The sequence below is a fragment of the Vibrio sp. 10N.286.52.F8 genome (assembly GCF_041468745.1).
GTDB classification, from domain to species: domain Bacteria; phylum Pseudomonadota; class Gammaproteobacteria; order Enterobacterales; family Vibrionaceae; genus Vibrio; species Vibrio crassostreae_C.
In genome coordinates this window covers 19778-40328 of sequence record NZ_JBFRJF010000041.1, presented here as the reverse complement: position 1 = coordinate 40328, position 20551 = coordinate 19778, and the positions used below count along the sequence as shown (strand labels likewise).

Sequence of the window (20551 nt, the reverse complement as noted above, 5' to 3'; positions counted from 1 at the left end):
ATAACTGTGAAGACAATTACCACAGATATCGCAGTCATCGGCGCAGGCGGCGCTGGTCTTCGTACAGCAATTGCAGCAGCTGAAGCTAATCCTGAATTGGAAGTAGCACTGATTTCTAAAGTTTACCCAATGCGTTCGCACACGGTGGCAGCAGAAGGCGGTTCAGCAGCGGTAATTAAAGACGAAGATAGCCTAGATAACCACTTCAACGATACTGTTGGCGGTGGCGACTGGCTATGTGAACAGGATGTTGTTGAATACTTTGTTGAAAACTCGACTCGCGAAATGATCCAAATGGAACAATGGGGCTGCCCATGGAGTCGTAAAGAAAACGGTGAAGTAAACGTACGCCGATTCGGCGGTATGAAGGTAGAGAGAACGTGGTTCGCAGCGGATAAAACCGGCTTCCACATGCTTCATACTCTGTTCCAGACTTCGATGAAGTACGACACAATCAAACGATTTGATGAGTACTTTGTGGTGGACCTTCTCGTAGAAAACCAGAGCGGCGTTGAAGATGGCGAAGTACAAGGCCTAATCGCGATTCACATGTCTGAAGGTGAGCTTGTTACCATCAAAGCAAAATCTGTTGTTCTAGCAACCGGCGGCGCAGGTCGTGTTTACCACTGTAATACCAACGGCGGCATCGTAACTGGCGACGGTATGGCAATGGCTTATCGCCACGGTGTACCACTGCGTGATATGGAGTTCGTTCAATACCACCCAACAGGCCTACCGGGCACTGGCATCTTGATGACCGAAGGTTGTCGTGGTGAAGGAGGTATCATCGTCAACAAGAACGGCTACCGTTACCTGCAAGATTACGGCATGGGCCCTGAAACTCCAGTGGGCGAGCCGAAAAACAAATACATGGAACTGGGTCCACGTGACAAAGTTTCTCAAGCATTCTGGCACGAGCAGCAGAAAGGCAACACCATCAAGCACCCACTTGGTGATGTCGTGCACCTTGACCTTCGCCACCTTGGTGAAGAGTACCTGCAAGAGCGTCTACCGTTCATCTGTGAGCTAGCAAAAGCGTACGTAAACGTAGACCCAGCAAAAGAGCCAATCCCAATTCGTCCAACCGTTCACTACACCATGGGTGGTATTGAGACTAACGGTACCTGTGAAACTCGTATTAAAGGCCTATTCGCCGTTGGTGAATGTGCTTCAGTTGGCCTACACGGTGCAAACCGCCTAGGTTCTAACTCTCTGGCTGAGTTCGTAGTATTTGGCCGCGTTGCTGGTGAACAAGCCGTGAAACGCGCTGCTGAATTCAAAGGCTGGAACGAAGAGTCTATCGCTAAGCAAGTGAAAGCGGTTGAAGAGCGCATCGCAGGTCTACTAAACCAAGAAGGCGACGAGAACTGGGCTGATATCCGTACTGAAATGGGTCACACCATGGAAGCGGGTTGTGGTATCTACCGTCAAGAAGACTTGATGCAAAAGACCATCGACAAACTCACTGAACTGAAAGCTCGCTACAAGAAGATCAGCATTAAAGACAAAGGCAAAGTATTCAACACTGACCTACTTTACGCTATCGAAGTGGGTTACGGTCTTGAAGTTGCAGAAGCGATGGTTCACTCAGCGATCCTTCGTAAAGAGTCTCGCGGTGCACACCAACGTCTAGACGACAACTGCACAGAACGTGATGACGTAAACTTCCTGAAACACTCTCTATCTTTCTACAACGAAGATGCAGCACCAACCATCGACTACAGCGGCGTTAAGATCACCAAATCTCAACCTAAAGCTCGTCTGTACGGTGAAGCTGCAGAGAAAGCCGCTGCCGCTGAAAAAGCAGCAGAAGAGAATGCTAAGAAGAGCGAAGAGGAGCAAGCATAATGTCAGCGAATCGAATCCAAAAAATTGAAATCCTGCGTTATGACCCTGAGCACGATGCAGAACCTCACTTTCAAACCTTTGAAGTTCCGTTTGATGAAACCATGTCAGTACTTGATGCGATCGGTTACATCAAAGACAACCTAGATAAAGACCTGTCTTACCGTTGGTCTTGTCGTATGGCGATTTGTGGTTCTTGCGGCATCATGGTTGATGGCGTGCCAAAACTGGCGTGTAAGAGCTTCTTACGTGACTACCCGAATGGCTTCAAGATTGAGCCTTTAGCTAACTTCCCAATCGAAAAAGATTTGATTGTCGACATGACGCCGTTCATCGAGCGCCTTGAAGCGATCAAGCCTTACATCATTGGTAACGACCGTAAGCCAGAAGACGGCACGAACATCCAAACTCCAGAGCAAATGGCGAAATACAAACAGTTCGCTGGCTGCATCAACTGTGGTTTGTGTTACGCAGCATGTCCTCAGTTTGGTCTAAACCCTGAGTTCATTGGCCCTGCGGCACTTGCTCTTGCTCACCGCTACAACCTAGATAGCCGTGACAATGGTAAAGCTGAGCGCATGAAGCTTATCAATGGCGACAACGGCGCTTGGGGCTGTACGTTTGTAGGTTACTGTTCTGACGTTTGTCCGAAGAAAGTAGACCCAGCGGCTGCAGTAAACCAAGGCAAAGTTGAGTCTTCAATGGACTTCGTTATCTCGATGTTCAAGCCTGATGGATCGCAAGTAAAAACAGCAGAGGAGGCATAATATGAGCAATCGTAAGCCTTATGTTCGTGAGATGAAGAGAACGTGGTGGAGCAACCATCCGTTCTACCGCTTCTACATGCTACGTGAAGCGACTGTACTGCCTTTGATTTTATTCACTCTGTTCCTAACCTTCGGTTTGGGTGCACTAGTGAAAGGCCCTGAAGCTTGGGCTGGTTGGTTGAGCTTTATGGCTAACCCTATCGTCGTTGGTATCAACATCGTGGCACTGCTAGGCAGCTTGCTGCACGCTCAAACCTTCTTCAGCATGATGCCTCAAGTAATGCCAATCCGTCTTAAAGGCAAATTGGTTGATAAAAAAATCATCGTACTGACCCAGTGGGCAGCGGTGGCTTTTATTTCTTTAATCGTTCTTGTTGTGGTGTAAGGAGCTTTCGTTATGAACACAAATTACAAAGTAAAACCTGTTAACCACAACCCACAACGCTCTGATGAGCCAATCTGGTGGGGCCTATTTGGCGCTGGCGGTACTTGGTTTGCGATGATCACACCAATCACGGTTCTAGTGTTAGGTATCTTAGTGCCAATGGGCATCATCGATGCGGACGCAATGAGCTACGAGCGTGTGTCTGAATTCGCCACCAGCATTATCGGTGCGCTATTCATCATCGGTACGCTAGCACTGCCAATGTGGCACGCAATGCACCGTCTTCACCACGGCATGCACGACCTTAAGTTCCATGTCGGCGTTGCGGGTAAAGTGGGTTGCTACTTCGTTGCAGGCCTAATCAGCGCGTTGTCTATTATCTTCATTTTTATGATTTAACAGTTAAATAGAAAACGCCTAGGTTTGACCCTAGGCGTTTATTCTACGCTAGATGATAAGTCTATATGCGTTACGGCGATTCAAACCCCACAAATCGCATCACACCCGAGAATATCTCAGCTTCTCCCTCTGCCGGCGCAGGGTTGCTCCAGGTTGGATCGCTCCAGAAGGATTTAGTCGTAATATACTCTCCATCTTGATCAACCTTATTCCAGGTGTCTTTGGCTCCTATAAATTCCTCTTCGGTTATGGTTAAGGTCACCTCACCATTCAAAATCACCCAATCGAACCCGAACAATCCCTCATCATCGTCAAAGTAGCCAGTACCGTTACTATGGAACACAACCTCTTCTTCAACTACAGCCATGACGGTGCCATTTATCTCCCAAAGATCGATGAGCTCCCAACGAGAACTTTCACTGCCATTACCTGTGAAATCAGACTCTATAAACTGAGCACCACCAACGGTACAGTTGGCGACTGCGCTGTCATAGTCCGAACGAGTGCCAAAGTCAGAGGGTTGGTCCGTAAAATCATCCCACGGTGAATCACCATCCTCACAGACCGTTACTGTTCCCTCGTAGGTAACATTTGTAAGCACCTCCTCTGAACCATCCCTAGAGATAGTTAATTCGTCATCAGTTTGTGATACAAGTACCCATTGCTCGGTTGAGGTATTTTCATAAGTTACCACCATGGTATTAGCTGAAGTTTGCATCCAACTGTTCCCATAGGTCTCAGTGCCGTCATTGCCGATGTAACTCATACTGCCATCAGCATGGAAGAAGAAGTTGTTACTATCGTACTCCCTCAATACCAAGTTAGTCGGGTCAAACTGCAGAGCGTTTCTATCTTGTTGCACCACGGTATCTGCCCATATCCAACTTTCAGTCACACCGCCTAACGTTTCTTCCTCGAAGAACTTAATTGACCAAGTTTGCTCCATTGACTCTAATAACGCCCAGTAAGTCGTGAAGCTCTCCGAATCATCAGAATAGCTGATCTTAATAAAGCCATCTTCTATGGTCCAGTTGTCGGTGTAATCTCCTCCTTCGGACTTAATTACATGTACAGTACCATCAGCATTGAACAAGTAATCACGAGTATCTCCATTGCCTTTAACGCGTTGGAAGTTTAGACCCTCGACCATCTCACTGGTAATGTGAGTTCGACCGCCACAATCCGTGATCGCCGTTTCGTAGTCACTCATACTCGGGATAGGTTGCCCCTCAACAGGTTCTGCATCACCGATGTAGCACTCTTCAAGCACAATCGGACGATCTTGTTGAATAATAGTATCCATCCAGATATAGCTACTTGATTGACCGTCCACAACTTCGTTCTCATAGAACTTGATTGACCACGTATCATCCAACGAATCTAACAGTGCCCAGTAAGTCGTGAAGCTCTCCGATTCATCAGAATAGCTGATCTTAACCAAGCCATCTTCTATGACCCAATCGTCAGTATAGTTACCGCCCTCTCCCTTCAATACATGCACTGTGCCATCAGCATTGAACAAGTAGTCACGAGTATTTCCATTGCCTTTAACGCGTTGGAAGTTTAGACCCTCGACCATTTCGCTGGTAATGTGAGTTCGACCGCCACAATCCGTAATCGCAAGCTCATAGTCAGCCATGATTGGGCTTGACTGATCATCGCTATCACCCAAGTAGCAGGTAAATAGGTAATCGCTCAACACTACACCATCTTCTATAGACTGTGCGGCAATACCATTGAAAGCGTACATAGTATCGTCCGACGGTTCAGCACTTGGCGCCTCAATCTCACCTACCGTAAGTTCACCATTGTACATGCTAAAGATCATGGTAGGCGTATCCCCCTCTCCCATGTAGGGCATAGCCTCAACTGGTACGGTAAATTCGACGATATCTTCACCGTGTAATGTGTAACGTAAGTAATCCGCAGTAGCGACGCGACTTGCCGTTCCTGCGTCCCAATCAAAGAAGTAATAATGCGCCGTGCCATCACTCACTAACTCGATATCAAAGTCTAGATAGAGGCCAACAGAGGTAGTAAGATCTGTGGAAACCGACTCACCGACCGACTGCGACACAATAATGTCGTCCAGACTTGTAATAGAGCTACCATCCGTATCATAACCGACGTCAGAGAACCTCACGTACGGACTACCACCCTCCCATAGGAAGTACTGGTTTACGGCTGGAGAGAAGGTAAACATTACCGCTTGTGAGCCTTCAGCGAACCTCGCCTCTTCCATGAAGTCGAACCACTCAAAGTAGACTTCATACAATGCCATACCCGATAGGTTTACCACTTCTGATTCTACTGAATAATAGAAACTGGAATTGTCTTCTGGATAGGCAATAAGTTGCTCTCCAGAGAAGTCTATCGTATAACCTACCGGAGTTTGCCAGCCGTTTTCAGTGAGCTGTACGTCCCCCTCAGCTTCAAGTGGTAGCTGGATAAAGGATTGATCACCACGGTACTGTATGAGTTCCGTAAGGGTTAACGTATCACCGCCATAACTCAAGGTTTCTTTAAACAGAATATCTACGAACGATAGTTCGCTCCCATCGCTGAAGAATCCGTAAAGAGTCCCCTCTTGCTCCGCAAACTCTTGGGCGGTAATAGTCCACTTATTTGGGTCGGTTGGATAAAGGTCTTCACCGTCATAAACGCCGTCTTCATCTGAATCAGCATTATTCGGATCTAAACCTTCGGTTGCATTCTCATGGTTATCGCCTAAACCATCACTATCAGAATCCGCCCACTCTAATGAGTCATAAGGGAAGGCATCGCTATTGTCGCCAACATAGTCACCATCACTATCATCCCATTCATTTGGATCATTAGGGAAAGCATCCTCGTAGTCTTTAAAGCCATCGTCGTCGCTATCTTGATTTAAAAACTCTGCAAGATAATCTTGCGCAGCTGTCTCGTCTAAGAAGAACACTCCTAGACTGTTATGCCAACTAAACGCTTCCTCCGTTAGGTCCATGCTCCAAGTGTCTATGCCCCTGCGATAGTAAGCATTGTGCCAAGGCCAAGGATTCTCAACATCCGGGACCATAAGCACCATATCAACATCATTCACTCCGGTAAACGAACCAGGAACCACACCACTATCACCAAGATCCAGTGTAACCAATGTTGGAATACCAGTATCAGTGAACAGATAGTCTTGTGTTACGACGTGCCATTGAATTGCCCCATTGTCATCGTATTGGAAACTGCTTGTAGGTAACAGCGTAGCGTATCGGCTCAGGCCTGGAATGATTTGGTCATCAATAAGCTCCAACTCTGTGCCAGCAACACGGGCATCCTCTACCTGTTGTGGTAGATCCACAACAGCTTGTGTTCCCCACTCATCAAATGAGGTAGCAACCCAAAGGCCATTAGATTGTTTCTGGTAAACGCGATAGGCCTGTCCGACATTATCAGTGTCAGTCGTAAATGAATAATCCGCTAATGGGTAGTGCTGCCACTCTATGTGTTTATTTTTTTCCACATCACTGACAGAACGAGACACGGCATTCCATTCTTGGAACAAGGTATTGATTGGATCACTATCGACAATGAGTAGTGTGTTCGTTTCCTCGTTTAGAACCGAACGCTCTCCACTTTCAAGAACATCACCATTGATTAGCACCTCTTTGCGGTAATAGTTCCAGTACGAGGTGAGATCGTCCCATTTGCCATCATTAAAGTTAAAGTCTGCGTACTCATGGAATTCACCATCTTGTGGGTTTGCCCATATTGGTGTCGAATATTCGTAGACATAGCTACCATCAGGGATATTATTAAATCGAAGTTCAACATTGATGTAACCGTCTGCACCCCAGTCCTGCTTAGACTCCACGAAACTCTGCACGTAATCCTGCGTTACAGTGGTTAAAGTCTGAGCCCATTGAGCTTGATGGGTTTGAACATCGTCGATATCAAAGCCATTTACCGTGTATTCGGTTAACGTTTCGACCGCTTGAACGCCCTCTGCGACGTCCTCAAATTCCACTGATACACTATGTATTGTATCTATTTGAGATAAGTCATTTGGGTGAACTCTAGATGTTAAGGCTACGCCTTGTTCATAGACACGACCATTACCGCCGAAACCGCCCTCAAGAGATGCATCAGCCTCATCGATATAGCGCCAATACGTCTCGCTTGTTTCGGTTCTAGTACCAATTTCAAGAGACATGCCTTCGTAACGTGCAGTACCATCGAGGTTATAGTCGTACGCAAAGGTCTGGATACGAGTAAAGTCATCATTTAACAGGTGATCGACACTTTGTGTCGTGCCATATACCACGTCATCAGCAGTGATATATTGAGTAGTTATGGTGGTAACAATCTCTCCGCTATTCAGTGTCTCAACCATTTCTTCGACCTCAATATCCAGTGTAATGATATCGCGATCTGTTATGTTTAAAACTGCTACATCAGTTGCACTAACATTGGCCACAACATCAGCAATTGACTTATTTCCATCCTCTGGATGAACATCGGCATTATTACCAACGCCATCACCGTCCACATCGACCCATTCGGTCGCATCGGTTGGGAATTCATCAACATCATTGTTGTAACTGTCGTTATCCGTATCGTTTGGATACGGGTCATCCTCGTTATCGCCTAAGCCATCATCATCCGTATCTGCCCATTCGGTCGCATCGGTTGGGAATTCATCGGCATTATTACCAACGCCATCACCGTCCGTATCTAAGGACTCGTTGGGATCCGATGGGAATTTATCGGCATTATTACCAACACCATCACCGTCCGTATCTGCCCATTCGGTTGGGTCATTATCAAATACATCTTGATTGTCACCATAGCCATCAGAGTCATTATCAGCCCACTCAGTTGGATCTTGTGGGAAGACATCATCAATACTGTCTACCCCATCCGAATCATGGTCACCAGCACGAGAACGATCCGTTGGAAACGCATCATTGGCATCAGGGTAGATGTCATCTTCTCCGTCCACCGTATCATCATTTAGGTCGGCATTATTACCGATCTCATCACCATCGGAGTCCAGACTTTCATCGGGATCATTCGGAAAGTCATCTAAGTCATTGGGGACGCCGTCATCATCTGTGTCATTAGAAAAATCGACACCCTCTGTCGCACCACCAACATTATCAAATGTCTTATCGCTATCACCTGCAACTTCTTCAATTTTCTTTTTGATTTCATTATTCACAGATGCAGTCACAGAGAGAAACTTAGTCCCTTTATCTTCACTTTCAGCAACTTCTTGCAACTCTTGAGGAGATGAAGGCAAAACATTTGAATCAACCAAGTTTTCAGCGGCATAAGCGGCAGCCTCAACACCTGACTCAACAAAATCACCTAAGATTTCATCTTCATCTAAGCCTAGCTGATCAGCGACTTGCTGAATGGCAGCTTGCTTTGCTGCTTCAACCGCAGCAGCATCGTCAGAATCTGTAGTGTTTTGCTCGATCAATACGTGAACTAGCGTACTCAAAGGGGTGACATCTTTTTCACCTGGAGGGGCTGACATAATATAGTCGTCAGACACCGTAACATCAGGTTCATCTTCATCAATCGTCTGCCCGGAGATCGCTTGCACAACGACAGGGTACTGTTCAGGGTTGTCGACATCGGTGACGTCTAAATCTGCAACTCCGCCATCACCAGAAATAGCATTAGGCTCACCGTCGTCTAAGACGTAGTTACCGTTAAGGTCTAACCAAATTCGAGCATGACGTAAATAACCATCAATTGCAGTCACACTGTATTTAGTCGTTTCAGCTGGGGAGCTGGGAGTCGAGGGAGTCTCACTCGGAGTCGTGGTTGACACGGTTGTATCATCGTCATCACATCCTGAAAGCCCGACGATACTAACCAAACCAAGAGCCAACGTAATTGCATTAAGTCTCATATTAATATCCACATAGTTGCTTAATAACATCGCGTATAAAGCTAGTAGACTCTACTCATTCTAACAATATTGTAATCAGCTTCCCTTCCCACCACACACATTCACAAAATCAATACTAAACAGCCACATATTGTATTGAGATATTTTTGTTGCGATATATAAACGCCAAAAACACCTTGTAAATCTATAAGTTAGATAAAATTTTTGATTTTCATCCAGAATACAACCAAAATATGATACTGGTCACACAATGTAACCTTGTGACCATTGTGAATCGCATCTGGCTTACTCACTCTTGATTTTCCAGCTCTTCGCATCCCGCATCTCGTTTACGCGAATCTGATCTTGGGATACAAAAAAAGGCCGCCTAAGCGACCTTTTTCAGATACTTGAAGTCAATTACTTCACACGACCAACGTATTCGCCAGTACGAGTATCAACTTTAACAACTTCACCGATAGCGATGAATAGAGGTACGCGAACTACCGCGCCTGTTGCTAGAGTTGCAGGCTTACCGCCAGTACCTTGTGTGTCGCCTTTAAGGCCAGGATCGGTTTCTGTTACTGCGATCTCAACAAAGTTTGGTGGAGTTACTGTGATAGGGTTATCATTCCACAACGTTAGAGTACATACGTCGTTTTCAACTAACCATTTAGAAGTCTCGCCTACTGCTTTTGCATCAGCAGCGATTTGCTCGAATGTTTCGTTGTTCATGAAGTGGTAGAATTCGCCATCGCTGTATAGGTAGCCTAGTTCAACGTCTACAACGTCCGCTAGTTCTACTGTATCGCCTGACTTAAATGTTTTCTCTAACACTTTGCCTGACAGCAGTTTACGAAGTTTAACACGGTTAAACGCTTGGCCTTTACCTGGCTTAACGTATTCATTTTCGATAATTGAGCAAGGCTCGTTATCCATCATGAATTTTAAACCGCCTTTGAATTCATTGGTGCTTACTGACGCCATGATTTTCTCTTCCACATCTTTGAGTTAATTTCAATGCCGCATATCATAACCCGAAAAGTCGAATCTGTTGAGCAAAACTGGCTCAAACAACTATCGAATGCGATCTCTGACCCGACAAAACTGCTTGAGGCATTGGAAATAGACCCAACACCATGGCAAGCAGGCTTCGCTGCTCGTGAGTTATTTGCACTTCGGGTACCTCTTAGCTTTGTCGAACGAATGGAAAAAGGCAACCCACACGATCCATTGCTACGACAAATTTTACCGCTAAGCGAAGAGTTTGAGGTACACCAAGGCTATTCCGCTGATCCACTGGAAGAGCAAGAAAATGCAATTCCGGGCTTACTGCACAAATACAAAAATCGTGCATTGATGATTGTGAAAGGCGGTTGTGCGATTAACTGCCGCTACTGCTTTCGTCGTCACTTCCCTTACCAAGATAACAAGGGCTCGAAGTCGGTTTGGCAAACCAGTCTCGACTATGTGGCTGCTCACCCAGAGATCAACGAAGTTATCTTGTCGGGTGGCGATCCACTGATGGCAAAAGACAGCGAACTAGAGTGGCTAATTCATGCTATCGCACAAATTCCACATGTGAAAACAGTTCGAATTCATAGCCGATTACCGGTTGTGATTCCCGCTCGAGTAACGGATGAACTATGCCAATTGTTAGCTCAAACTCGCCTTAATGTGGTGATGGTGAGCCACATTAACCATGCTAACGAAATCAACTTAGAGCTCAAACAAGCCTTCCACAAGCTTAAGTTAAGTGGTGCGACTCTGCTCAACCAAGGCGTGATGCTTAAAGGCGTAAACAACAGCGCTAACTCATTGAAAGAATTAAGCGAAAAGCTATTCGACGCCGGTATTTTACCTTACTATATGCATGTACTTGATAAGGTTCAGGGCGCAGCGCACTTCTATATTTCAGATGAAGAGGCGAAGCATCACTTTAAAGGATTAATCTCTGAGGTTTCTGGCTACCTAGTACCTAAGTTAACCCGTGAAATTGGCGGACGCAGCAGCAAGACACCGCTCGACCTACACATTGAATAGAGAAGTTGTATCAATGAAACACAATACCTCAGTTGCTCCACCAGCAACCATATCTCAACCAGCGCTTAGGTTCAGCTCAAGAGGTTTCACCATCATCGAGCTGGTCGTGGTGATCGTGATTCTAGGTATTGTGTCGGTCACTGCAGCTTCTAAGTTCCTCAACCTTCAAACCGATGCTCGTATCTCGACATTAAATGGCCTGAAAGGCGGAATGGAGGGTGCAAGTGCTATGCTTTATGGTAAGACATCAGCATTGGGCTTAGATAAAGCAGCTAGCGCATCGATTAATGTTGAGGGTGACAATATCTCAGTGGTCTATGGTTATCCTGCAGCGATGAACGATCAAACTTGGTCACAGCTCATCGAATCAACCTTTCTAGATGCTGTTTGGGATACGGGTCGAGCTGACTGGTTCTTTACCAACACAGATGCGAATGATGGCATTATTCTTTATGCGCCTTCTAGCCGAAAAAAACAGGCTGATAACTGCTACCTTGAGTACCAAGAAGCGACAGAGACCACGACACCAGCCTTCACCTTAACAACAAACGGCTGCTAGGTTTTAAGTAATCTTTATCAATCGTTAAGACAAAAAGTTTTTGTTCGATCGTCCGGTCTATTATTAGCATACTCGGCTCTATTCTAAATTTTTAGGAGGGGTGATATGTCACAATTTATAGAACAAACTCTCAACCTTGCCCCCTTTAGCTGGGCAGGCCTCGCTGCATGCATGCTGTGTGGTTCTTTAATCGGAATCGAAAGGCAAACACGCGGTAAACCCGTCGGAATCCGAACGTCGATTCTGATCATCAGTGGTACCTATTTCTTCCTCACCATGGCGATCAGCCTATCCCCCAACACACTCGATCAAGCTCGTGTGCTTGGTCAGATAATTACGGGTGTTGGATTTCTTGGGGCTGGTGTAATGATGACACTGGATGGCAAGATTCATGGCGTGACTTCAGCCGCAATTATCTGGGTACTCGCAGCATTAGGTATGATGATCGCACTAGGGCATCTTTCCCAATCGGTCATTATCACGCTAATGGCGCTAGTGATTCTGCTTGGTGTCGATAAAGTGGAAAACAGCTTCCAGAGCCTGCGTCGTGGTGTGCATCAGAAGTGGATGAGAAAAGGCCGCGTGAAGAAGTAACCTCAACCTGAAACAGACATTAAAAAGGCCTAGTCACACGACTAGGCCTTTGTGTATCCAACTAATTAATACACCTGAATACACACCTGATTCTTACCCGCAGCCTTTGCCTTATAGAGCTGCTCATCAGACGAACGAATACTCTGGTTTTCCCACAAGTGCCCTACGCTGTCGAACTTATACAAAGAGTAAAGCGTCGCGCCACCAGACACTGAGATACTAATCTTGTCACCCGTAGGGCATCGATAACTCTGTAGGCTAATGTCGTTTTGAATTCGCTCAAAGATCGATGAAAGCAACTCAGACGATTCACCCGTAATCGCGACAACAAACTCTTCGCCACCAAATCGAGCCACGATATCTTGCTGTCTAACGCTGTTCAGCATCAACCGAGCAACATGGCAAATCACCTCGTCCCCCACTTTATGGCCATGCTGATCATTAACGACTTTGAAATCATCGATATCAAACACGCCAACACCAATAATCGGCTCTTCATCTTGCGCCAGTAATCGAGCCTCAAAACCACGTCGATTCAGCAAGCCCGTTAATGGGTCGCGCATTGCTAGCTCATTTAAACGCTGGTGCTCTTGTCTTGTATAGAAGCGCCATAGCCATAAAACCGAGAGCAGATACAAAACCAACAGTATCGAAAGCTGAATCTTCTCCATCTCCAATACATGCAGAAAGTGCTCGCTCTTATCTTCTTCAATACTCAGATATAGCTGGGTGTTAATGTCATCAACATACAGAGGCTTGGAATACGTAAAATCCATAAACCCGTATTTGTTTGCGCCTCGAGTACTGGTGACTTTATAGCCATGGGTAGGGTTCGATACTAGGTTCGAGACATAACCATCGACACCCAACACCCCTTTAAACTCACCATTAACGTAGATTCCTTTGGTTAAGGTCACCACTTTCTGACCTGTCAGGTAGTCATCATATTGGCCGGTATACACCACTTGGTCTTGCCCTTGAGCTAAGCCAAAGCGAATCGTGTTCACCCAATAAGGCCTGCTATTCACAACCGAATCAAAGGTGTCGCCCTTAATGTAACTGGCAAAATCAGAAGGCGAAGAGATAATGAATTTCTCTTTTGAAATGAAATAAATCGCAGAGATGGTATCAATGGTATTGGCAAAATAAGCCATGGTCGGCGCGATGAACAGGCGCTTACCCGCTTCGGTATAAAGGTCCGATTCCGGGTTGCACATCTCGCGAGGGCCAGAGAACATAAAATCAAAACGAGGGGCATGTTGCTCCTCACTGGTGAAGTAACACGTCTCACCCTCGATCTTTTTGTCATGCGAGAATACGTAGGTATCCCCATGCAGTGGATAAAGCGCAGTGATGTTGTACTCAAGCGCATTTATGATCTGTGTGAGCTCCGCTAAAGAGCGTGTTACGCCTTGGTTCTCCATTCCATACTGTTTATCTGATTCTTCCGCTGAATCAACGAGCAACAAGCTCAAAACTACTAAAAAACTGGCGGTCAGGCCTAAGAAAGCCTTTTTAAAATCGACGGTATGGTGGTTAATCAAAGCATATAAATCATCATTGGGAATTTATCGCACATTGTACCTATAAATTCAAACATCGCAACAACAAATATAAAACAACATGCTTATTGGGTAATTTGAGAAGTTTATCGTGGAAGTAGAATTGAATGTAATAACGCCCAAACAAGGGTTTAGGCGTTGATAGGCTTAGTCTTTAATCGCGTATGCGTAACTAAAAGCTAATGCACTAACTGAACGTTGCTCGCCAATGGGAGAACCAAAGGCTAAACGACAGCGTTATTTAGCAAAGTTTACAATCGGGAAGCACGGGAAGAAACCGTTGTCAGCACAGTTGATCAGACCAACTTGTACGCCTTCGATTTTGTTGGTTTTGTTGAAGATACCAACCTGAACCGTAGACACTTCTGAAAGGTTCGCAGCGCCAACATCAACCATAGTGTTACCTTCTGAGTAGTTGACGAAACTCACGTTCGCGCCTTTCACATCATTAGTAATGTTCACAGCACCAAGGTTAACACCCGTTGTTTTACCCGTGTTCCAGTTGAAGAAACCTAGAGATGCACCGGTCATTTCTTGGTTCACTTTTGATGCACCAAAAATACCAAGGTTCACACCTGTGGTCGTTTGCGTCTCAGACATACCAACAACAGCAAGATCAAGACCTTTAAGGTCGTTCACTTGTCCGTGAAGTAAAGCCAAGCGCACACCGCCAACAGCGTCTGAGTCAGGTGCGTTGAAGCCATTGATCGTTGAAAACATAACAGGCGAAGAAGCAAATGCCGCCGGTGCCATTACTGCTGCAGACACAGCAAGTACTGAAAGTAGTTTTTTCATTGGGGAGTCTCCACTGACTTATTGTTCACTTGATTAATCCATTTTTAATCAAGCATTTATTGTCCTTTATTCAACAGCCACCCATGTTAAATCAATGTAATAACTGTACTGTTGAATATAAGCCGCTAAATCATAAAGAGCAATGGTTAAGAGCAGATGCGGGATTCGAGTGAACGAGATGCGAAAAGCAAAAAAAACAGAGACCGAAACCTCCGCTCTAACGCTTATTATTCCAAACAAAAATCTAGGCGAGAAAATCAACATGTTTCACAAGCTTATAGCCCACACACTTATTGCCGCATCTAAAGCGATGTCATCCTAAAAAATTTATTGATAAAAGCTCAACAGACCTCAGGTATTCAAAAACTAATGTTCGTAAAATTCTGAAAATAAACTAAATTCTAATATAGGAATAGAACGATATGAAACAGTGGGAATAGCATGATTAAGGAACCTACGAATAAACAGACCATTAAAGCGATTATTTCGCGTGGTTTTTTGGCTATCGTGTTATTTTTAGGCCTCTATATCTATGTTAGCCATGCTCTGAAGAACAAAGAGCAGGACATGATTAATCTCCAGCTCAGTCTTTCTGAAGCTTATAGCGTTATGCTCTCTGTCAGACGACAAGAGCAGCAGTTTGTTTCCACAAGGCAACCAGAGATTCAAGAACAACTCAATATAAAGCGAAGTCAGCTGATCGAAAAGCTGGCTGAGATCGATGGGAAAATCGTACGAAGCGACCTCAATATTTCTTTTAATTATGCCAAAGTTGTCGAGTATCTCGACGAGTACCACACCGCCTTTACATTATTAGCCCTTGAGTTAGTCAGCATACATGGCAAGAGGGACCAAATTGGGCTCATTGAGAAACTAAAAAATGCATCGTTGACACTTGAGCGCTTCGTACATGAATCCAATAATGTGCAGCTTGAAGAATTGACTTTAGAAACACAAGATCTCATGTATCAGTTCTTTACCGATTTTGATCAGACAACATTAGATAAGATTGTCGATTCATTGTTCAAAATCCAAGATGAAATAGAACAGAATTCCCGAACGATCAGTGCATTAGCTTCGTTTAATAATTTTAAACGCCACTTTTGGCGATTGCAGCGAGGGTTAAAGAGTGTCGGGTACAGCTCTGATAGCGGCCTCAAAGGAGAACTCACCAGCAGTATTTATCATGTTGAAGATGATCTCAACTTACTTTTCACCGAAACACCCAAGCAGATCGCAGAGAGCCTGACGCAGATAAAGTCGTACAGCTACTTATCGACAGCCGCATTAGGAGGGGTGACGTTACTGGTGCTGCTTTATGTTGTGTGGCGTGCCAGTCAACTTGAAACTCAATTGATTGTTTCACAAGAGAAAGCACGACAAGCAAACCGCGCAAAAAGTGCCTTTCTTGCCAATATGTCTCATGAGATACGGACACCGCTTAATGGCGTGATTGGTATGTCAGAAATACTGGCAGAAACCAAACTATCCGCAGAACAGAAAGACTGCCTTGGGACTATCTATACCTCTTCTCAAACCTTACTTATGTTGATCAACGATGTTCTCGATCTGTCCAAAATTGAATCGGGTAAACTGGAAATTAATCCACATACGACAGACTTAAGAGAGCTGCTGTTTGATAGCGTGACTCTGATTTCTTCTAAAGCTTATCAAAAGCAGATTAAGTTGGAAGTTGAAATTGATGGCGAGCTCCCAGAGTACATTCATGTTGATGGGAATAAAATTCGCCAAGTGTTGATGAATTTAGCCTCAAATGCGATCAAATTTACAGAACAAGGCTCTATCGTATTCACCGCTAAACGGCTTCCATCATTGGAAACAGAGTGTGTGGTCGAGTTTTCTGTTCGAGATACGGGTATTGGTATCGCAGCAGACCAACAAGAGCACATTTTCAAAGCGTTTTGCCAAGAAGATACCAACATCACCTCCAATATTGCGGGGACCGGATTAGGGCTTAGTATTTCGTCACGTATGGTGGAAATGATGGGAGGCTCGATAAACGTTGAGTCAGAGAAGGACGTGGGCAGTTGCTTTCATTTCCAATTAACCGTAGTGCCATCAGATCATTCTGAACATAAAAATCGTAAACAAACCGTTGTCTATTATTCAGATGCGCCATCGAAACTTTTACTCGATGACTTGTTCCGCCTTGGTTACTCACCACAACTAAAATCAATCGAAACAAACTTGGCGGCAACTGACCTCCCAGAGATCGCTTTGATGGAAGATATTAACCAAGCCAAAACACTGCATCGCTTAGCACCAGAGGTGAAAATCATCATAGTGAAAGATAATCTTAGTGATCCTATGAGTGAGTGTCATTTTATCTCAGGCTATGTGACTCTTCCTATGCTCGGTTCCCGCTTAAGTAGCATGTTGAACTCCGTGCTTGAAAGGTCACAGCCACAACCCCCTCAACATCAACCTGAGCCGATAGAAGCGACTGTACGTCAAAAAGTCCTCGTAGTTGAAGATAACCGCGTAAATCAGAAGGTGGTATGTATCAATTTAGATAAGTTAGGGATTGAATATTGGGTTGCCAATGATGGACAAGAAGCGATTGATTTATATAAAGAGCATCATCAAGACATCGGCCTTATCTTGATGGACTGCATGATGCCGAATGTAGATGGCTTTGAGGCAACAGAGCGAATCAGGCGCTATGAAGAAAACCTGCAACTTCAGGCAACACATATCCTCGCTTTAACGGCATCCGTGCTCGATGATGATATTAAACGTTGCTTCGAGTGTGGAATGAACGATTATCTTCCAAAACCATTTAAGCGTGACATGATGCTGCAAAAAATTGATGAACAACAGTTTACGCACAAGGCAGGCTGACCAAGGAGCTTTGGAAAAAAGGGTGATGGTGAAGCTGAAATACAGATACGGGATGCGAATAAATAAGGCTTAAGAGCAAAAAAACGGAGACCGAAGTCTCCGTTTTCTAAAGCTTATGTGTGACTTTCTCTGCTATAGAGAAAGGGGGATGATGTAGGGTAGCAGCGACGCATTACTGCGACACCGCCCCCTAAGAACCGTACGTGCGAGTTTCCCCGCATACGGCTCAAGCCTTTATAAGCACCTACCTAAGTAAATGCCAGCAACTCAAACATGTAATTGCCTATGACAATTAATATGCAACATCATAAGATTTTCGCTATTGTCCGAACCACCATCGACTCGTCGAATGATATGGTGAACATCCCATTCATCTTCAGAGGCAAACTGCCGGTGGCATACCGCACACTGGAAACCCTGCCTTTCGGCAATCTTCCAAAGCTTCATGTTACCTGATAAAGATTTCTTCAATCTTCTGATCGTCAAACTTTCAAAATATTGCTCATCTTCTGGTAAGTAACAATTCGCTAATGCCTTAATCTTTACATGCTTGTCGATTTTCACTCTCGATGCGTAAAGCAAACGGTAGTAGCCATCTTCCTCTTTTGGTCTTGGTGCACTGAATACCCAATTCCTATCCCCTACTGACTTAAAGTATTTATCTTTAATCCAGCGTTTTCGGCGATTAGAATGGATACGTCGACACCAACGCCAAAGCATCTTCCAGATTCGGTAATCTACATACTTGAATGTCTCACTAGCACAGATCCAACGATGGTAATTACACCACCCTCTGATCATCGGGTTCAACTTGGCAATGATTGCACTCGCTGGAGCCGTTTTGTGACTATCGAGATAATCTTTTATGTTTTTCAAAAAGACTTTCACATTCTTTTTCGCAGGCTTGATTAACATCTTGCCTTTGTATTTCCGAACGTTCTGCCCTAGGAAATCAAACCCATTCTCTATATGTGTGATTAATGTTTTTTCCTTCGACAGTTCTAACCCACGATCCGCCATAAAGGCTTCAACTATTGGCAGTACTTCTTGCTCTAACAACTCTTTCGAGATGCCAGTGATGACGAAGTCGTCAGCATATCGCACATAGTTAACCTTAGTTTTATAACTAGCTTTGGTGTTTTTCTTCCCGAAATGAGATTCCAGCACCGCATCTAGCCCGTCTAAAGCCATATTCGCAAGTACAGGAGAAATAATTCCTCCTTGCGGTGTACCTGCTTCTGTTGGATTCCAACTTCCAGATTCCATAAATCCGGATTTAAGCCACTTCTTGAGTATCACTTTATCCATAGGGATATTAGCGATTAACCAATCGTGACTAATGAAATCAAAACACCCTTTAATATCCCCCTCTAATACCCATTGGGCACTACTCTTGCGACTGAGGTTTACGAAACATTGTTCAATAGCATCAGCACAATTGCGGTGAGGACGAAATCCATAGCTATGTCTGTCCGCTTTGGTTTCCGATACAGGTTCTAGCGCTAACAGGTGCAGTGCCTGCATTGCTCTATCACGCATGGTCGGTATTCCTAGCGGACGTTCTTTACCATTAGATTTAGGAATGTAAACCCTCCTTAACGGCATTGGCTTGTAGCCTTTACTCGTTAGAGATTGAATAGCATCCCATTTCAAAGTTGGTGTATTCCAAAGTACTTTGTCGACACCTGATGTTTTCTTTCCACGGTTTTCGGTTACCCGTTTTACCGCTATCGCTTTGGCAGAAAAAGAGCGTATTAACATGCGCTGTAGCTTTTTAATTTGCCTGTTATCGCCGTGTTTAGTTGCCTTCGCAATCCGTACTTGTAGCTTCTTTACTCTTTGATGGCATAGCTTCCAATTAATGGTTTGCCAGCTATCGTTCGAGTATGAGAATGCAGGTAGACACTGTGCCTTACTCATCTTGCTTTCCTCATGGTGGATCCCCCATGTGGAGTGAAGATAGATCTCCCCTAAGGGTGAAGTATCATTCACCCTTAGGGGGACAAGTATCAACCAGCGAACGAAGTTCGCTAGTCATCCTTCGGCTTTACAAGCCTTCTTACGATTAAAGACCTAATGGAAGTCTGCACTCTTTCGAGTTGAGGCAAAGTCTGAACCTCTATCTTGGCGATTACAGCCAAGCATTCGCTTTATCCATCGCTCCCATACCCACTCATCCAACAGCTCCCCTTACGGGTTACCTGCCTCGAGGGCGAATAATTGGGCTTACCAAGTTCCTGTATTTGTACAATTAGTTACTTAGGTTCTACCTATTCAACGGTGGCACAACAGTAGCGTAATCCCAGATGTAAAAGGAATAACCTGTCCACATACCTTTTGGTCAGAGCGCCTTGCAGTAATCAACCTAGATTGATTGCTACAAACAAAGACATTTCGCTCGTCGCGGCTGACGTTGTTTATCAGTAGTTCACATACGTTAACCTTATAACCAAGCCTAGCCTCTCAATCGGTCGTCATTACCGATATCTGTATTATTTGCTCGCGCAAACGACACACCTTTTCAGGGAGTACATTGTCAGGAAGCTTCGCACCAATCCGTTACCAGATTCGCACTATCCCTAGGCTACTACTTGCTACAAAGTAGGTCTTATCACTCAAACTGTTGTTGAGAGTAAGACAATACAAACACAAGCTTCAGTCAATTGACTGTTGAAGCACCTCTTCTTGTTCTGTCAGTGAGGAGTACTCACTTTCAGCTAAGAAGCCAAGAGCTGCAGTTTATGAGGGCATGCCAAACCATTGGCATGTCGGTCCCATGTCTTTCCTTTTTAAAGGCAGTTTCCTGCGCGTTGGTGCCAAAGATTATTACTTTGAATGCACATCGGCATAGTTAACTAAGAGGCAGCA

At 44.8% G+C, this 20551-nt stretch carries 13 protein-coding genes; 8 read left to right on the top strand and 5 right to left on the bottom strand.

The features are described 5' to 3' along the window. Positions 1 to 6: 6 nt before the first annotated feature. The 4 genes from frdA to frdD are packed head-to-tail and all read left to right on the top strand — an operon-like array spanning position 7 to position 3396. Complete coding sequence (gene frdA, locus AB4133_RS18690) at positions 7 to 1848, top strand: fumarate reductase (quinol) flavoprotein subunit (protein WP_372225322.1); 1842 nt, start codon at positions 7 to 9, stop codon at positions 1846 to 1848. Then, positions 1848 to 2612 (top strand): succinate dehydrogenase/fumarate reductase iron-sulfur subunit, encoded by a 765-nt coding sequence (locus tag AB4133_RS18685; RefSeq protein ID WP_009847917.1) that lies wholly within the window; start codon positions 1848 to 1850, stop codon positions 2610 to 2612. The genes frdA and AB4133_RS18685 overlap by 1 nt, the downstream gene beginning before the upstream one ends. Position 2613: 1 nt before the next feature. Further along, positions 2614 to 2997: a fumarate reductase subunit FrdC gene (gene frdC / locus AB4133_RS18680; protein ID WP_017061300.1), complete on the top strand. Its 384-nt coding sequence runs from the start codon at positions 2614 to 2616 to the stop codon at positions 2995 to 2997. Between the two features lie 12 nt (positions 2998 to 3009). Then, positions 3010 to 3396 carry a fumarate reductase subunit FrdD gene (gene frdD / locus AB4133_RS18675; RefSeq protein WP_065584500.1) on the top strand — a complete coding sequence of 129 codons (387 nt, stop codon included), beginning with the start codon at positions 3010 to 3012 and terminating at the stop codon, positions 3394 to 3396. A 70-nt stretch (positions 3397 to 3466) separates the two neighbouring features. Here the strand turns inward: frdD and AB4133_RS18670 are convergent, their stop codons facing one another. Together AB4133_RS18670 and efp are read right to left on the bottom strand one after the other, a co-directional pair. Beyond that, positions 3467 to 9289: a hypothetical protein gene (locus AB4133_RS18670; RefSeq protein ID WP_372225319.1), complete on the bottom strand. Its 5823-nt coding sequence runs from the start codon at positions 9287 to 9289 to the stop codon at positions 3467 to 3469. 399 nt (positions 9290 to 9688) lie between these two features. Continuing rightward, positions 9689 to 10255 carry an elongation factor P gene (efp, locus tag AB4133_RS18665; RefSeq protein WP_017067165.1) on the bottom strand — a complete coding sequence of 189 codons (567 nt, stop codon included), beginning with the start codon at positions 10253 to 10255 and terminating at the stop codon, positions 9689 to 9691. Between the two features lie 33 nt (positions 10256 to 10288). Here efp and epmB point away from each other — a divergent pair, with 33 nt between their 5' ends. From epmB to AB4133_RS18650, 3 genes are all read left to right on the top strand, one after another. Then, complete coding sequence (epmB, locus tag AB4133_RS18660; RefSeq protein WP_372103406.1) at positions 10289 to 11311, top strand: EF-P beta-lysylation protein EpmB; 1023 nt, start codon at positions 10289 to 10291, stop codon at positions 11309 to 11311. Positions 11312 to 11324: 13 nt separating this feature from the next. Then, the gene (locus tag AB4133_RS18655; protein WP_372225317.1) at positions 11325 to 11870 is read left to right on the top strand and encodes a prepilin-type N-terminal cleavage/methylation domain-containing protein; all 546 of its coding nucleotides are present in this window, start codon (positions 11325 to 11327) and stop codon (positions 11868 to 11870) included. 105 nt (positions 11871 to 11975) lie between these two features. After that, positions 11976 to 12464, top strand: coding sequence for an MgtC/SapB family protein (locus AB4133_RS18650; protein ID WP_004733333.1), 489 nt, complete (start codon positions 11976 to 11978; stop codon positions 12462 to 12464). A gap of 65 nt (positions 12465 to 12529) precedes the next feature. Here AB4133_RS18650 and AB4133_RS18645 read toward each other — a convergent pair whose 3' ends face one another. Beyond that, on the bottom strand, positions 12530 to 14008 hold the full coding sequence (locus AB4133_RS18645; protein WP_017063163.1) for a diguanylate cyclase: 1479 nt from the start codon (positions 14006 to 14008) through the stop codon (positions 12530 to 12532). A 255-nt stretch (positions 14009 to 14263) separates the two neighbouring features. After that, positions 14264 to 14821, bottom strand: a complete 558-nt coding sequence (locus AB4133_RS18640) for a VC2662 family protein (protein WP_048607780.1) — start codon at positions 14819 to 14821, stop codon at positions 14264 to 14266. Between the two features lie 441 nt (positions 14822 to 15262). On the opposite strand from AB4133_RS18640, the gene AB4133_RS18635 reads away from it, so the two are divergent. After that, positions 15263 to 17683: an ATP-binding protein gene (locus AB4133_RS18635; RefSeq protein WP_372225315.1), complete on the top strand. Its 2421-nt coding sequence runs from the start codon at positions 15263 to 15265 to the stop codon at positions 17681 to 17683. Positions 17684 to 17950: 267 nt separating this feature from the next. Here the strand turns inward: AB4133_RS18635 and ltrA are convergent, their stop codons facing one another. Continuing rightward, positions 17951 to 19603 carry a group II intron reverse transcriptase/maturase gene (gene ltrA, locus AB4133_RS18630; protein ID WP_108156761.1) on the bottom strand — a complete coding sequence of 551 codons (1653 nt, stop codon included), beginning with the start codon at positions 19601 to 19603 and terminating at the stop codon, positions 17951 to 17953. Positions 19604 to 20551 lie beyond the last annotated feature (948 nt).

Excerpts from the sequence above, each read along its gene's own strand:
- AB4133_RS18685 (WP_009847917.1), top strand. The coding sequence starts at position 1,848 with ATGTCAGCGAATCGAATCCAAAAAATTGAAATCCTGCGTTATGACCCT.
- frdC (WP_017061300.1), top strand. The coding sequence starts at position 2,614 with ATGAGCAATCGTAAGCCTTATGTTCGTGAGATGAAGAGAACGTGGTGG.
- frdD (WP_065584500.1), top strand. The coding sequence starts at position 3,010 with ATGAACACAAATTACAAAGTAAAACCTGTTAACCACAACCCACAACGC.
- AB4133_RS18670 (WP_372225319.1), bottom strand. The coding sequence starts at position 9,289 with ATGAGACTTAATGCAATTACGTTGGCTCTTGGTTTGGTTAGTATCGTC.
- efp (WP_017067165.1), bottom strand. The coding sequence starts at position 10,255 with ATGGCGTCAGTAAGCACCAATGAATTCAAAGGCGGTTTAAAATTCATG.
- epmB (WP_372103406.1), top strand. The coding sequence starts at position 10,289 with ATGCCGCATATCATAACCCGAAAAGTCGAATCTGTTGAGCAAAACTGG.
- AB4133_RS18655 (WP_372225317.1), top strand. The coding sequence starts at position 11,325 with ATGAAACACAATACCTCAGTTGCTCCACCAGCAACCATATCTCAACCA.
- AB4133_RS18650 (WP_004733333.1), top strand. The coding sequence starts at position 11,976 with ATGTCACAATTTATAGAACAAACTCTCAACCTTGCCCCCTTTAGCTGG.
- AB4133_RS18640 (WP_048607780.1), bottom strand. The coding sequence starts at position 14,821 with ATGAAAAAACTACTTTCAGTACTTGCTGTGTCTGCAGCAGTAATGGCA.
- AB4133_RS18635 (WP_372225315.1), top strand. The coding sequence starts at position 15,263 with ATGATTAAGGAACCTACGAATAAACAGACCATTAAAGCGATTATTTCG.
- ltrA (WP_108156761.1), bottom strand. The coding sequence starts at position 19,603 with ATGAGTAAGGCACAGTGTCTACCTGCATTCTCATACTCGAACGATAGC.